Annotated in this window: 11 protein-coding genes and 1 tRNA gene; 6 read left to right on the top strand and 6 right to left on the bottom strand. The window is 32.4% G+C overall.

Going from position 1 to position 14,834, the window contains the following annotated elements; translation table 11 throughout:
• Positions 1-51 precede the first annotated feature (51 nt).
• From LACAL_RS02520 to LACAL_RS02510, 3 genes are read right to left on the bottom strand one after another with little or no spacing between them, the layout of a single operon-like run.
• On the bottom strand, positions 52-816 hold the full coding sequence (locus LACAL_RS02520; protein WP_013869127.1) for a M48 family metalloprotease: 765 nt from the start codon (positions 814-816) through the stop codon (positions 52-54).
• Positions 817-848: 32 nt separating this feature from the next.
• Positions 849-1,577 carry a M15 family metallopeptidase gene (locus LACAL_RS02515; RefSeq protein ID WP_013869126.1) on the bottom strand — a complete coding sequence of 243 codons (729 nt, stop codon included), beginning with the start codon at positions 1,575-1,577 and terminating at the stop codon, positions 849-851.
• Positions 1,574-2,032: a GNAT family N-acetyltransferase gene (locus LACAL_RS02510; protein WP_013869125.1), complete on the bottom strand. Its 459-nt coding sequence runs from the start codon at positions 2,030-2,032 to the stop codon at positions 1,574-1,576. Before LACAL_RS02510 ends, LACAL_RS02515 begins: the two co-directional genes overlap by 4 nt.
• Before the next feature lie 58 nt (positions 2,033-2,090).
• On the opposite strand from LACAL_RS02510, the gene LACAL_RS02505 reads away from it, so the two are divergent.
• Entirely contained in the window at positions 2,091-2,516 is a 426-nt protein-coding gene (locus tag LACAL_RS02505) for a GNAT family N-acetyltransferase (RefSeq protein WP_013869124.1), read from the top strand.
• On the opposite strand, the gene LACAL_RS02500 is transcribed toward LACAL_RS02505, so the two are convergent.
• Both LACAL_RS02500 and LACAL_RS02495 read right to left on the bottom strand, forming a co-directional pair.
• Positions 2,517-3,653 (bottom strand): gliding motility-associated C-terminal domain-containing protein, encoded by a 1,137-nt coding sequence (locus LACAL_RS02500; RefSeq protein WP_013869123.1) that lies wholly within the window; start codon positions 3,651-3,653, stop codon positions 2,517-2,519.
• A gap of 9 nt (positions 3,654-3,662) precedes the next feature.
• A complete protein-coding gene (locus LACAL_RS02495) occupies positions 3,663-9,077 on the bottom strand; it encodes a hypothetical protein (RefSeq protein WP_013869122.1) in 5,415 nt (1,804 codons plus the stop codon).
• Between the two features lie 170 nt (positions 9,078-9,247).
• On the opposite strand from LACAL_RS02495, the gene LACAL_RS02490 reads away from it, so the two are divergent.
• Positions 9,248-9,320 (top strand) — tRNA-Gly (locus LACAL_RS02490).
• Positions 9,321-9,353: 33 nt separating this feature from the next.
• Here the strand turns inward: LACAL_RS02490 and pepE are convergent.
• Complete coding sequence (pepE, locus tag LACAL_RS02485) at positions 9,354-10,061, bottom strand: dipeptidase PepE (RefSeq protein WP_013869121.1); 708 nt, start codon at positions 10,059-10,061, stop codon at positions 9,354-9,356.
• A gap of 116 nt (positions 10,062-10,177) precedes the next feature.
• On the opposite strand from pepE, the gene LACAL_RS02480 reads away from it, so the two are divergent.
• From LACAL_RS02480 to LACAL_RS02465, 4 genes are all read left to right on the top strand, one after another.
• Entirely contained in the window at positions 10,178-11,002 is an 825-nt protein-coding gene (locus LACAL_RS02480; protein WP_013869120.1) for a carboxypeptidase-like regulatory domain-containing protein, read from the top strand.
• The gene (locus LACAL_RS02475; protein ID WP_013869119.1) at positions 10,992-11,768 is read left to right on the top strand and encodes a carboxypeptidase-like regulatory domain-containing protein; all 777 of its coding nucleotides are present in this window, start codon (positions 10,992-10,994) and stop codon (positions 11,766-11,768) included. Before LACAL_RS02480 ends, LACAL_RS02475 begins: the two co-directional genes overlap by 11 nt.
• 63 nt (positions 11,769-11,831) lie before the next feature.
• On the top strand, positions 11,832-12,332 hold the full coding sequence (locus LACAL_RS02470) for a DUF6702 family protein (protein ID WP_013869118.1): 501 nt from the start codon (positions 11,832-11,834) through the stop codon (positions 12,330-12,332).
• Between the two features lie 70 nt (positions 12,333-12,402).
• Positions 12,403-14,712: a M1 family metallopeptidase gene (locus LACAL_RS02465; RefSeq protein ID WP_013869117.1), complete on the top strand. Its 2,310-nt coding sequence runs from the start codon at positions 12,403-12,405 to the stop codon at positions 14,710-14,712.
• Positions 14,713-14,834: the final 122 nt, after the last annotated feature.

Here is a 14,834-nt window from a genome sequence, read left to right as displayed (position 1 = left end):
TAATTATGTTATAATTAAAAAGCCTTGTAAACTAACTTTACAAGGCTTTTTTTATCTTCTATATTTTTCTATAGATTCTCTAATTTTTTCCATTCTATTGTCGGGATCGGGATGTGTACTTGAGAATTCTGGTTGGCGGTTTGGTCCTGCAGCAGCTTTTAAAATTTGCATTACTCCAATCATTTCTTGAGGATCGTAACCGGCACGCATCATGAAGCGTACTCCTAAATCGTCACTCTCTAATTCGTCTCCTCTACCGTTTTTTAATAAAGTTCCATTTCCTATTTGTGCTACAACACCACCCATATCTGCGCCCACAGATCCTGCGGTAGATAAACCTTTCCAAAGTTCTGAATTTGCAATTCTTTCAGCAGAGTGTTTTCCTAATACATGTCCAATTTCATGACCTAATACACCGGCAAGTTGGTCTTCGTTTTTAAGTTGAGAAAATAGAGCGTAGGTTATAAATATTTGTCCTCCAGGTAAAGCAAAAGCGTTTATGGTGTTTTGGTCTGCTAATAAATGAAACTCATACTGGTAAGGTGTTTCTTTAGCAATACTATTGTTTACTAATTTATGGCCTACATTATCAACCAATGCTTGATATTGCTCATTAGGATGTAAACCACCATGCTGAGCTGCCATTTGATCACGACTAGCTAATCCCATTTGAATTTCTTCTTGTGGAGTCATTGATATTGCTTGTTTTTTTCCAGTATATGGATTGACTTCTTGTTGGCTACAATATTTAAAGCCAAAAAATGCGGCAATAACTAAACCTATAAGTAGTCTGCCTTTAAGTCCGCCTTTTTTCATAATATTTTAATGGTTTTAGTTCTGTTTTAAAGTTACAAAAGTTCAGGATTAATATCTAAAATATTTTCTTTAGTATATTGGTTTATAAACGCTTCTGAAAAATTATCGCTTCCTAATAGTTTGTCTTTTTTTAATAATTCTGAAACATTTATTTTTTTATATGCTTTTAAATAGGTTTTAGATAAAGGTTTGTAGCTGTAATGCCATGGTTCGTATTTAAAACCTTTTCTATCAACTTTATCGGTGTAAACTAAATAAAAACCAAACTGCTTTGAGTTAGCATCCATCCATTCTTTTAATTTACAAAACACTCCATTTCCATGATAGTTTTTTGGTTGTAAAATGCCATTTGGTTGTTTAACATTGGTTTGGTAAATGTCTATGTCTGTTCCCCAATGGTGACGAGAGGTTCCAGGAATAGTTGAATATTCTATTATTTTTTTTACGTTATCTTTTGGTGAAAGATCCGCAGAAGAATTTCTTTTAAATTTACGTTCCCAAATGCGTTTTTGATGTGCATAACTTCTGTAGCTAGAAACAGCTCCTATCTTTATATTGCTTTTTAGGGCAGCAGTTTGCATTTTTTTGAATGCTATGTAAGCTTCTTTTCTTAATTTATAACCTTCTCCAAATAGTTTAGGATTTCCTTTGCCTATTAATTCTTCAACAGAAATTAGACTTTGAGAATTAGTGAGTTGAGGAAACGTTATGCATGCTAAAATTAATATTACTATAAGTTTTATATCCTTTTTTTTAATCATATTTTTTTATGCATTACGAAATGGTCTCCAACCTTAGGAATATCGAAAATATTTCCAATAGTATCAAAACCATTATTTCTGTAAAAATTTACAGCAATGATTCGGGCGTTAAACCATAAACGCTCTACGTTTTTTTCTTTTAAAAAATGAACACCAAAATTTAATAATTGTCTTCCTAGTTTTAAACCTTGATAATCTTCTAAAACACCCATTGCCCTTAACCTATATTGATTTGATTCTTCGAAATAAGGTGATTTGTCTGCCACGAAAGAGCTAACCGCAACAAGTTTTTTATTGTAAAATAATCCAAAATGATAGGTTGTTTCTAAATTGTCTTCTGGAATTGGGCAAGCCTCAATAGGTTTGCCTTTTCTTAATACAGCATGACGAACAGGTAGAGTTTGTTCTCCTGTTATAACTTCAATTTTTATGTTTGAAAGATTTGTTGTTTTCATAGGAAGTAATGTCTTTCAAACTTAATGATTTTATTTAAATTTACTAAAAAATTTCAAGATGTCTTTCTGCTTTAAAATTATTGATAAAAAGGATATAAATATCATTATTCCTTTAATGCAAAAATTAACAAATAATACAAATTCTGACGATGTTTTAAAAACGCGTTTTGCTGAAATGGTAAAAGAAAACTATGAATGTGCAGGTGTTTATTTAGGTGAAAAATTAATTGGAATTTGTGGCATGTGGTTTCAAACTAGACATTATGCAGGAAAATCTATGGAGGTAGATCATGTTTATATTGAAGCAGAATATCAAGGTAAAGGTTTGGGTAAATTGTTTTTTAAATGGATATATAAATATGCTAAATCTAAAGGTTGTAATATATCTGAATTAAATACTTACGTTCAAAATTATCCTTCGCATAAATTTTATTATAACGAAGGGTATGAAATTTATGGCTATCACTTTTATAAAACACTATAATTAGTAGTTTAAATATATCCAACCCGAGTAGGTTTTGTTATCTAGAGGCAACTCTAAGACATAAAAATAGGTGCCTACAGGAAGTTTGTTTCCTTGGCTCCCAATTACTTTTTTATTAGAAACTCCATTAAAAGTGTTTTTATAATTTTTCGCATCATAGACTATGCGTCCCCAACGGTTAAATATTTTTAATTCATTATTAAATAACTCTATGCCTTCAATTACAAAAACATCATTTAATCCATCTCCATTAGGACTAACACCGCTATAAACAGTTAATCCATCACTACCAATTAAGCTACCAAAGGTTATAATTTCAAAATCATTTGGAATAAATTCAAAAGAACTAATAGTCCCATTGTTACTGTCTCCAGTAATGTTTGTATTCCCAAGATCAAGCCATTTGTTTTCGGTTTTACTCCAGCCAACAACTCTTAAATTCATTAAATCACCAGCTAAATTATTTATTTGGCTTTCTTGATTCCATGTTAGCGTTACAAATGTTTTATCTGTACCATTAAAGTCCCAAAACTCCTGATTACTTATGGCATTTAAGATACCTTCAGAATTATTTGTATTAAACTCCATTGGAAATGTAGAAGGAAAATTTGGGTCTTCATTAAAATATGCAGCTTTAAATTTGGGGTTATTTGTTTGCAATGGTGTTATAAGTGGTCTTAATTTATTATCATCTCCAATAGGGAAGCTAAAAGAATTATTTCCAGAATAAGACGCGTAACCATCTGTTAGTCGAAAATTGTCTTCGGCTACAAAAAGAGCATTACTTAAATAATCTAAAGAAATTGTTATGTTATTTCTTGGAGATATAACATCTCCAATAATATAACTTAGTGTGTTTGCAACTTCGGTATTAATATCAAGAATTAAATTATTATCTACTGCAACTTCCATATCAAAAAATTGTGGAGTTTGAGTTCCTGAAATAGTTAATGGGTTTTCTGAATTATAAAAACCTGCTAATCCTAAATTTTGATTAAAAGTTCCATTATTAACTAAATCGATATGAAAACCAACTTGACCTTGATCATGAATTTGAATATTTCCAGAGTTTTGCAATGCTTGCTGCCCAAAACTAATTTGAAATAGAAGCAATACTATGTAATTTAAATATTTCATGCTTCTTAATTATTTATATGCTGTAAAAATAACAACAACATTATCTGATTTGTTTGTAACATTTAATGTAAACCCATCTGTGTTGAATGACGATAAACTTGCTAATGTTCTTCCAACAGCATCACCATTTTGGTTACCATATCTTAAACCAATACATCGTGAGCTTGAAGCGAATCTTGAAATGTCGTTAATTGAATTTCCGCTTCCACCTACATAAATTACTTGTTGTGTTATAGATCCAGAGTCGTTTCTTGCAAACCCGTTCATTGTTCCAAAAGAGTTAGCAATGCCTGTGTTATTATTGCCTACACCGTTATCTGAGTCTAAATCTAAAGTTTCAACATTTGCATGAGCAACAAACGTTACAGATGATGGCTCAAAAGGTAAGCCTGTAATAGTTTGGTTTCCTGTAGCTGTAATAATAAACGTGCCAGTGTATACTGTTGGGCCCAAATAAGCACCACCATTTGCACCAACTTCTATTTGATTGTCTGTTTCTGCTGCAACAACTTGAGCGGTGGCTGTTACATTTGCTTCGTTTGTATACGTAATTTCTCCCGTAGGACTCGCATCATTTTGAGATAACGACGTTGTTGTTTCAACAATATTTGTTGTTGTAGTACCACTTGTATGAGTAGCAATTGTATTACCAGCTGTTACAACCTGAGTTACATTAGATGATAAAGCCGATAAGTCTGTAGTAATTGTTCCACCAGCATCAGTTGTTTCTAAGTTTGTACCGTTAAGTACAACTGTTTGGTTTAGCTCGTTTGTGGCATCATTATCGTTATTTGTAGGAATAGTAATAGATAGATCGAAATCATTTCCGTTAGGTGTAACTGTAACCGAACCATCTATAGATTCAATAGTTTGAATTTCGTTAGTCGCATCAGTATCTAAATCTGCGGCAATATGGTCTGCAATATCCGTTGCGTTTGTTGCGATATTTGAAGCATTAGTGGCAACCTCAGCAGATTCATCTAAAGATGATAAGTCTGTAGTAATTGTTCCGCCAGCATCAGTTGTTTCTATGTTTGTACCGTTAAGCACTACAGTTTGGTTTAGCTCGTTTGTGGCATCATTATCATTATTTGCAGGAATAGTAATAGATAAATCGAAATCATTTCCGTTAGGTGTAACAGTAACCGAGCCATCAGTAGATTCAACAGTTTGAATTTCGTTAGTCGCATCAGTGTCTAAATCTGCAGCAATATGGTCTGCGATAGCTGTTGTGTTGTCAGTAATATTAGCATTTTGAGTAACTTGTTCTGCTTCTAATGCGTCAATATCGTTCGCATTAGTTGTGATTTGAGACTGTAAAGTAGAATCATCAAACGGAGTTACAGTTAAATCGTAGTTGTTATTAGTTTCAGTTATAGCAACAGAGTTATCACTTGATGTTATTATTTGAATTTCGTTTGTAATATCAGAATCGGCATCATCTGTATTTAAATTAATAGTAGAGCCATTAGAAATGGTAATATTTCCAGGATTTCCATTAGTAGAAATATCCTGAATCTCGTTAGTAGAATCGTTATCGTTATTTGCAGGAATTGTAATGCTTAAATCGTAATCGTTATTTGTTTGTGTTACTGCAATAGAGTTGTCTGAAGATGAGATGGTTTGAATTTCATTAGTGGCATCATTATCATTATCTGCCACAGAAATAGTTCCGCCACCATTAGATAAGGTAACATTAGTTCCTACTTGACTAAGTGTTTGAATTTCGTTAGTGGCATCGTTATCGTTGTTCGTTGGAATAGTAACAGATAAATCAAAATCATTTCCGTTAGGTGTAATAGTAACAGAACCATCTGTAGATTCTACAGTTTGGATTTCGTTTGATGCATCGTTATCGTTATCAGCAATAGAAAAAGTAGTTGCTGTATTGTCTTCATTAACATAAGTAAATGTTTGGTTACCATTATCTGTTAATGTTGTTGTTGTTTCTAAGTCAGAAATATTAATTGTAACAGGATTGCCGTCATTATTATTAAATGTAAATGTCCCGTCTAGATTGTCTGTTAAGAATGCTTTATTAATAGTATCAATTGTTCCGTCTGGTTTGTTTAATGAAAAAGTTCCATCATTATTATCGACTAAGCTCATATTATCAACATAACCTTTGGGTGCAGCATCTGTAGCTCCTGTTGGTGTTCCTAAGTCTGTTACCGTGTTCCCATTCATGTCTAAGTTTCCAACCATAGTATCGCCAGTAACATTAACATATCTTGGGTCGTAAAGAGCAGCGTTAAATGGATCTATTGCAATCCAATCCATAGTATCAATATCATAAATATATGTGTTTCCAACTTGTGCAGGATCTGGAGCGTCACTATTTACTACATAAATGTCTCCTTCTTGAGGTGATCCTCCAACTTCGTTAGGTCCAATATCTCCTGTTGTTGTTGTTGGGCCAGTATAAACATTACCAATAGGTATGTTTACATTACCATCTGCATCTGGACTAATTAAATTTACGGTTGCAACTCGCGTTCCATAAACCCAATCTGTACCATTCCAATAAATTTCATCGTTTGTATTGGCTCCATTTGCAAACATTGGTAGTGTAATTTGATCTGTTAAATCAACTAGATTTCCAGCGGTAGCAGGAGTTGATAATTGTAACTCTGTTCCGTTTAAAGAAATATCTTGTAATTCGTTTGTAACATCATTATCTGCATCATCAACATTATCTACTCCATCGTTATCTACTGTTACAGTGCCTCCATTTACATCTAAAATGGTTGTTGTGCCATCTAGATTATCTGTTACTGTTGTGATTTCGTTGGTTGGATCATTATCATTATTTGTAGGAGTAATTACACTTAAATTATAATTATTATTAGCATCTGGAGTTACAGTTACAGAACCATCTGTAGATGTAATAACCTGTATTTCGTTAGTTGCGTTGTTATCATTATCTGCAACAGAAATTGTGCCTCCAGAGTTAGATAATGTAACAGTGTTTCCTGTTTGTGTTAAGATTTGAATTTCGTTTGTAGCATCTGCATCTGCATCATCTATATTAAGGTTTAGTGTAGATCCATTGGTTAAAGAAATGTTTCCGGCATCGCCATTGGTTGAAATATCTTGTATTTCATTAGTGGCATCATTATCATTATTAGCAGGAATAATAACGCTTAAATCAAAATCGTTTCCGTTTTGAGTAATACCAACAGAATTATTTGAAGAAGTTACCTCTTGTAATTCGTTAGTCGCATCGTTGTCGTTGTCTGCAACAGAAATTGTTCCTCCACCATTAGATAAAGTAACATTGTTTCCAACTTGAGTTAATGATTGTATTTCATTAGTCGCATCAGTATCTCCATCTGCAGCAATATGATTTGTTATTGCTGTTGTATTATTAGCAATATTATTATTTTGTGTAACTTGTTCTGCTTCTAGAGCAACAATGGCATCTGCATTATCTGAAATAGCTGTAGCGTTATTTGTAATAGCAGTATTTTGAGTTATTTGATCTGCTTGTAAATCATCTATATCATCTGCATTAGCAGTAATTTGAGTTTGTAGTGAAGAATCGTCGTAAGGTGTTACGCTCAAATCGAAATCATTTCCGTTAGGTGTAACCGTAACCGAACCATCTGTAGATTCAACATTTTGAATTTCGTTAGTCGCATCAGTATCTAAATCTGCAGCAATATGGTCTGCGATATCCGTTGCGTTTGTAGCAATATCTGCAGCATTAGTAGCAACTTCAGCAGACTGGTCTAAAGAAGATAAGTCTGTAGTAATGGTTCCGCCAGCATCAGTTGTTTCTAAATTTGTCCCGTTAAGTACCACTGTTTGGTTAAGCTCGTTTGTAGCATCATTATCATTATTAGCAGGAATAGTAATAGATAAATCAAAATCATTTCCGTTAGGTGTAACCGTAACCGAACCATCTGTAGATTCAACATTTTGAATTTCGTTAGTCGCATCAGTATCTAAATCTGCAGCAATATGGTCTGCAATATCCGTTGCGTTTGTTGCAATGTTAGCGGCATTAGTAGCAACTTCAGCAGATTCATCTAAAGAAGATAAGTCTGTAGTAATGGTTCCGCCAGCATCAGTTGTTTCTAAATTTGTCCCGTTAAGTACAACTGTTTGGTTAAGCTCATTTGTAGCATCATTATCATTATTAGCAGGAATTGTAATAGATAAATCGAAATCATTTCCGTTAGGTATAACCGTAACCGAACCATCTGTAGATTCAACAGTTTGAATTTCATTAGTAGCATCAGTATCTAAATCTGCAGCAATATGGTCTGCGATATTCGTTGCGTTTGTAGTAATGTTAGTTGTATTTGTAGCGACTTCAGCAGATTCATCTAAAGAAAATAAGTCTGTAGTAATGGTTCCGCCAGCATCAGTTGTTTCTAAATTTGTACCGTTAAGCACCACTGTTTGGTTGAGCTCATTTGTAGCATCATTATCATTATTAGCAGGAATAGTAATAGATAAATCGAAATCATTTCCGTTAGGTGTAACTGTAACCGAACCATCAGTAGATTCAACAGTTTGGATTTCGTTAGTCGCATCAGTATCTAAATCTGCAGCAATATGGTCTGCAATATCCGTTGCGTTTGTTGCAATGTTAACGGCATTGTTTGCAATGTCTGCTTCGCTATTTGCAATATCTGCAGACTGGTCTAAAGATGATAAATCTGTAGTAATTGTTCCGCCAGCATCAGTTGTTTCTAAATTTGTCCCGTTAAGCACCACTGTTTGGTTAAGCTCATTTGTAGCATCATTATCATTATTAGCAGGAATTGTAATAGATAAATCGAAATCATTTCCGTTAGGTGTAACCGTAACCGAACCATCTGTAGATTCAACAGTTTGAATTTCGTTAGTCGCATCAGTATCTAAATCTGCAGCAATATGGTCTGCGATATCAGTTGCATTTGTTGCAATGTCTGCTTCACTATTTGCAATATCTGCAGACTGGTCTAAAGCCGATAAGTCTGTAATAATGGTTCCGCCAGCATCAGTTGTTTCTAAATTTGTACCGTTAAGCACCATTGTTTGGTTAAGCTCGTTAGTTGTATCTGAATCTGCATCACTTAAAGAAATGATGGTGTTAGTTCCAGATTCATCAGTATATGTTAATGTGCCATTTCCATTATCAATAATAGAAGTTACGGTTTCGTTCGCCATGACATCAACACATAGGCTATTCCAAGAGTTATTATTATATTGAAATAAACAGTCTTCGTCTGTATTGTAAATAATTGCGCCTTCAAGAGGTGTCATCGCATTCATTTGAGAAGTTGTAATTCTTGTAACAACAAGCGCCTTTGTATCACTTTCAAGTTCAAGAATTGAGTTTTGATTTATAGTTTGTGGATTTTCACCAATTTTAACCTGAGCAAATATTGATGTGCTTGTTAAAAGTACGAAGTAGATTAAGAAATTTTTCATTAGGAAGCTTTTATTCCAAATTTAAGAGTAACAACAGTTTATACGAAGAAAATGATTTGTTAGGTTTTGTTTTATCGGTAAAATACAGATATAAACGATAAAATACTTTAAAATAATATGTAAAAATGTATTGGTATTTCAAGAATTATGTTATTTTTGCATCCGGAAATGCGAGAGTAGCTCAGTTGGTAGAGCGTCAGCCTTCCAAGCTGAATGTCGCCAGTTCGAACCTGGTCTCTCGCTCATAGAAAGCTTCATCTTTTAGATGAAGCTTTTTTATTTTAGTTCATTTAGATAAGTATTTGTTTCAATTTCATAAGGTTCTGTGTCATATTCAAATACTCTTGCTTGATGCTCACCCTTTAATTGTATACTTTCTCCAGAAACTTTAATGTAACTTCCTTCTCGTAATCCTATTACAGGTTGCGTATTAAATTTATGAAATTCTTGAATACGTGTTTCTCGGGTTTCTCCCATATGTTTGCTTCCTTCAATAGGATCTAAATAATGAGGATTAATATTGAATGGTACAAAACCTAATGTTTTAAAACTTGGCGGATAAACAATTGGCATATCATTAGTGGTGCTCATAGATAAACCGCAAATATTACTACCAGCACTTGTGCCTAAATAGGGAATACCTCTAGTTATAACTTCTTTTAAAATATTTATGCAGTCGTTTTTGTAGAGATTATTAACTAAAACAAAAGTGTTTCCGCCTCCGACATAAATGCCTTTAGCTTCTTGTATCGCTTGCCTTGGGTTTTTAAAAGTATGTATTCCCTTTATAGTTTTATTGATTTTAGAAAATACATCACTTATTTTGTTAGTATAATCATCATGAGAAATTCCTCCAGGTCTTGCATAAGGAATGAATAAAACTTCAGAAACATCTTTAAACAAATGTTCTATTTCATTTAATAAATACTCTAAAGGCTTTCCATTATAAAGCGTTGAGGTGCTCGCAATTATTATATTTTTCATTTTATGAATTTTAATCGTAAATTTATATAAACTAAGTTTTTAACAAAAATTTAAAAGCATTTTTAATTTTATTTAAGAACTGATAGACGTTATTTACATAACCAAACCAATTAGGCATGAAACAGACTTTACTTCTCTTAATTTTTCTAGTTTCAATTTTAAATACTCAAGCTCAAAATACTAAGCGAGTTGAGGTTAATGGTCAAATTATTGTTGCTGTTGAGGACTTAGAGAATGTAACTGTTTTTAACGAGTCATCTAATAAAGGAGTAATTACAGACTCCTTGGGAAGATTTAAAATTAAAGTTGCTTTAAATGATGAGATTCAAGTATCTGCAATTCAACTTAAGCCATTTAAAACCTACATAACACAGAAAGTTATAGATTCTAAAAAATTAACTATTTATTTAAATGAACAAATAAATACTCTAGATGAGGTTGTTTTACTACAATACGATTTAACAGGCATAATAGAAGGTGATATAGCTAATACAAAAGTTGTAAAACCTATACAAATGTTTGATTTTGGTAATGTTGAAAACCTTGAAGTTGCAGATGATCATCATTCAAAAGTTGATAATATCGCATTAGGAAATCAAAACGACCGCATAAGGTATCAAGCAGATGGTGTGGCAATTTTAGGATTACTAGTAAATGCGATTTTTAAAACAAAAAATAAAAAAAATAAAAAACGAATAGATAGACAAAACCGAGTAGGTAAGCGGTTTAATATACCAGTTTCAAAACTCTCTACCGTTTTTAAAAACGAATATTATACATCCAACTATAATATACCAGAAGATAAAGTTAATGAGTTTATAATCTACCTAGAAAATTCTAATTTTAATTACGCACTTTTAGAACCTACTAAAGAAATAGAACTTATAGATTATTTACACCTTAAGAGTAAAGAATTTTTAACAGCAACAAGTGGAAAATAATAAATTTTATAAATATGCTTGTATAGCTGTTTTTCTATTATTAGGTGTTTTTTTAAACGCACAATCTGTAACATTATTCGGAAAAATTCAAGCCGAAGATAACCTTGAAAACATCCATGTAACAAACATTAATAAAAACACATATACCACCACAAATGCTTTAGGGATTTTTAAAATTGAAGCTCAAAAAAACGATACTTTATCTGTAACCTCAATACAATACCAACCAGAAACAATTATTATAACCCAAAAAAATATAAACGAAAAAGGTATACAAATTACATTAGCAGAGCAGATAAATGAATTACAAGAAGTAATAGTTGGAAATATTTTAAGCGGTAATCTAGAACAAGATATTAATAACTCTAAAGCCAAACCAAGCATTAATTTTTATAATGTTGGTATACCAGGCTATAAAGGAAAACCTAAAACACAAAGCGAAAGGCGATTGCACGAAGCTACAACTGGTGGAGGTTTCATACCTTTAAATCCAATTTTAAACGCTATCTCAGGAAGAACAAAAATGCTAAAAAAACGAATAGCCTTAGAGGCAAACACAACCTTAATGTATAGTTTAAAATCTAGATTGTCTGAAGATTTTTTTAGCAATAATCCCTTAGAAGAAGACAAGAGAATGGACTTTTTTTATTTTTGTGCAGATGATAAAGATTTCGAAAAGCATTGCTCAAAAGGCGATTTAGAAGCGCTCGCATTTATGAAAAAAAAGTACATAAAATATAAAGAAAATTTGGCTTCAAAAGAATGAAACTAATTTTTATGGAATACTTTTTGACTGCTTTCACTATGTTTGCAAACGAAATTATATAATATGAAATTCTTAAAAATAATATTAACCATAACTCTAATCTCCTCATTAGCATTTACAGCGATGCATAAATATTATGTGAGTATTACTAAAATAGAATATGTAAAAGAGAAAAAATCGGTTCAAATTATAACACGAATTTTTATCGATGATTTTGAGAAACTTCTTCGCGAACGTTATGACGAAAGTATTGTTTTGGCATCAAATCAAGATGAAACACAAATAGATCAATACATAGAAAAATATGTGTTATCAAGATTAAAAATTTCAATAAACGGAAAATTAGCTTCAGTACAATTTATAGGTAAGGAATATGATGAAGATGTTGTGCAGTGCTATTTAGAAATTGAAAATATCACAGCAGTAAAAACATTCGAAATTGAAAATAAAATACTTTTTGATGTCTTTAGTGATCAAAAAAATATAGTAAGAACATATATTAATAATAAGCACAAATCTTTCATATTAATACCAGAAAGAATCAAAGGAATGTTAAACTTCTAATAAAATAGAATGTAAAATTCTTAAAAATTGTTAATTTCAGCCTCAATTATTCGAAAAAAACAATTTCTAAATGAACAATCTAAAGTATTACGTGCTTTCTGCACTCTTTATTACTGTAGGTGTATTTGCACAACAGGATAAAGAAAACCAAGAGCCTGTGCAAGGCCACACAAACAACAACAAATTTAAACAACTTTACGAGGAGTTCTCATCTCCAAACATGTATCGTGCAGCCTCTGGTGCTCCAGGTTCCGCTTATTATCAGCAACAAGCAGATTATAAAATGGATTTAGAATTAGACGATGTTAATGCTCGTTTATCTGGTTTCGAAACAATTACATATACAAACAACTCTCCAGATGTACTTAATTATTTATGGGTACAGTTAGATCAAAACATGAGAGCAAGAGACTCTAAAACACCACTTATTCAAGGTAGTGGTATTGCTCCTGCTCAACAAGCATCAAGCTTTGCAGATGCTTACATGACAGAAGGTTTTGATGGAGGATTTAAAATAGAAGAAGTAAAAGATACTAATGGTAATGCATTACCACACATGATTAATCGTACAATGATGCGTGTAGAAATGCCAAAACCATTAGCTTCTGGAGATAAATTTTCTTTTTCAATAAAATGGTGGTATAACATTAACGATCACGTTAATGGTCGTGGCCGTTCTGGTTACGAGTACTTTAAAGAAGACGATAACAGAAACTATGTAATCGCTCAATTTTATCCAAGAATGGCAGTTTATAACGATGTTGAAGGTTGGCAAAACTCTCAGTTTTGGGGACGTGATGAATTTGCATTGCCTTTTGGTGATTTTGATGTAAATATTACAGTACCGGCAGATCACATTCTTGATGGTACAGGTGTACTTACAAATAGAAAAGAAGTGTACTCAAAAGAAATGATGAAGCGTTTTGAAAAAGCTAAAAAATCTTTTGATGAACCTGTTGTAATTGTTACTCAAGCTGAAGCAGAAGCTGCAGAAAAAACAAAATCTACTAAGACAAAAACATGGAAATTAAGTGCGAAAAATGTACGTGATTTTGGTTTTGCAACTTCTAGACGTTATATATTAGATATGATGGCTGTAGATATTAATGGCTCTACTAAAATGGCGGTATCTATGTACCCTAAAGAAGGAAACCCATTATGGGAACAATGGTCTACAAAAGCAGTTGCTAGTACATTAAGGTCTTACTCTCGTATGACTTTCGATTATCCTTATCATAAAGCCATTTCTGTACACGCAAAGCAACAAGGTATGGAATACCCAATGATTTGCTGGAACTATGGACGTCCAGATAAAGATGGAAATTATAGTGATCGTACTAAATTTGGTATGATGTCTGTAATTATTCACGAAGTGGGACACAACTTTTTCCCAATGATTGTAAATAGTGATGAGCGTCAATGGACATGGATGGATGAAGGTTTAAATACTTTTGTACAATATGTAGCAGAGCAAGATTTTGGAAAATGGTATCCAGATGCATTATCAGAAGGTCAAACAGCATATCCTTCACGTCGTGGGCCAGCAAAAAATATTACACGTTATATGGGTGGCGATCAAAACTTTATTGCACCAATAATGACAAAAGGATTAAACACATACCAATTTGGTAACAATGCATATGGTAAACCAGGTACAGCCTTAAATATTTTAAGAGAAACTGTAATGGGACCAGAACTTTTTGATTATGCATTTAGAGAATACTCTCAACGTTGGATGTTTAAACACCCAACTCCAGAAGATTTTTTCCGCACAATGGAAGATGCATCTGCATTCGATTTAGATTGGTTTTGGAGAGGTTGGTTTTATACAACAGACTTTGTTGATATAGGAGTAAAAGATGTAAAAAAGTTTTACGTATCAAAAGAACCTACACAACAAGTTAAAGATATGGCTAAATCTCGTGGTATGAAATTAAGCGATTTACCACCATTAGTATTTATGGTTGAAGAAGGTAGTGAAGATTATAAAGCAGAGATGAAAAGCGGTAAATTATTAGACAATGCACCATCTTTAAAAGAATATGTAATGGATAACTTTACTGCAGCTGAAAGAGCAAAAATGAAAGAGCCAAAATTCTTTTACAATGTAACTTTCGAAAAACCAGGTGGTTTAGTAATGCCAATTATTGTAGAGTATACTTATTCAGATGGTTCATCTAAAACTGAAACATATCCTGCACAAATCTGGAGATTAAACGATAAAGAAGCTACAAAAGCAATAGCTTCAGATAAAGAAATTGTAAAAATTACAGTAGATCCAAATTTAGAAACAGCAGATGTTGATACTTCTAATAACTCTTGGCCAAGAGAAGTAAAAGAAGGAGAATTTGATAAATTTAAAAATAAAACAAAAAATTAATCCTTAATTTTTTAGTAGCAATACTAAGCCTGTTCGTAATGAACAGGCTTTTTTATTGATAAATTCTTAAAAATTTAGCACAATTAAAACATTTTTTTCTTTTATGCTATTTTCTTACATTA

Source organism: Lacinutrix sp. 5H-3-7-4 (genome assembly GCF_000211855.2).
In the GTDB taxonomy this organism is placed as follows: domain Bacteria; phylum Bacteroidota; class Bacteroidia; order Flavobacteriales; family Flavobacteriaceae; genus Lacinutrix.
Note: the sequence above shows the minus strand (reverse complement) of the source record. Positions and strands in the feature narration are given on the sequence as shown.

What these genes read in the sequence shown, in the direction of transcription:
- LACAL_RS02520 (WP_013869127.1), bottom strand. Translation starts at nt 816, where the DNA reads ATGAAAAAAGGCGGACTTAAAGGCAGACTACTTATAGGTTTAGTTATT.
- LACAL_RS02515 (WP_013869126.1), bottom strand. Translation starts at nt 1,577, where the DNA reads ATGATTAAAAAAAAGGATATAAAACTTATAGTAATATTAATTTTAGCA.
- LACAL_RS02510 (WP_013869125.1), bottom strand. Translation starts at nt 2,032, where the DNA reads ATGAAAACAACAAATCTTTCAAACATAAAAATTGAAGTTATAACAGGA.
- LACAL_RS02505 (WP_013869124.1), top strand. Translation starts at nt 2,091, where the DNA reads ATGTCTTTCTGCTTTAAAATTATTGATAAAAAGGATATAAATATCATT.
- LACAL_RS02500 (WP_013869123.1), bottom strand. Translation starts at nt 3,653, where the DNA reads ATGAAATATTTAAATTACATAGTATTGCTTCTATTTCAAATTAGTTTT.
- LACAL_RS02495 (WP_013869122.1), bottom strand. Translation starts at nt 9,077, where the DNA reads ATGAAAAATTTCTTAATCTACTTCGTACTTTTAACAAGCACATCAATA.
- pepE (WP_013869121.1), bottom strand. Translation starts at nt 10,061, where the DNA reads ATGAAAAATATAATAATTGCGAGCACCTCAACGCTTTATAATGGAAAG.
- LACAL_RS02480 (WP_013869120.1), top strand. Translation starts at nt 10,178, where the DNA reads ATGAAACAGACTTTACTTCTCTTAATTTTTCTAGTTTCAATTTTAAAT.
- LACAL_RS02470 (WP_013869118.1), top strand. Translation starts at nt 11,832, where the DNA reads ATGAAATTCTTAAAAATAATATTAACCATAACTCTAATCTCCTCATTA.
- LACAL_RS02465 (WP_013869117.1), top strand. Translation starts at nt 12,403, where the DNA reads ATGAACAATCTAAAGTATTACGTGCTTTCTGCACTCTTTATTACTGTA.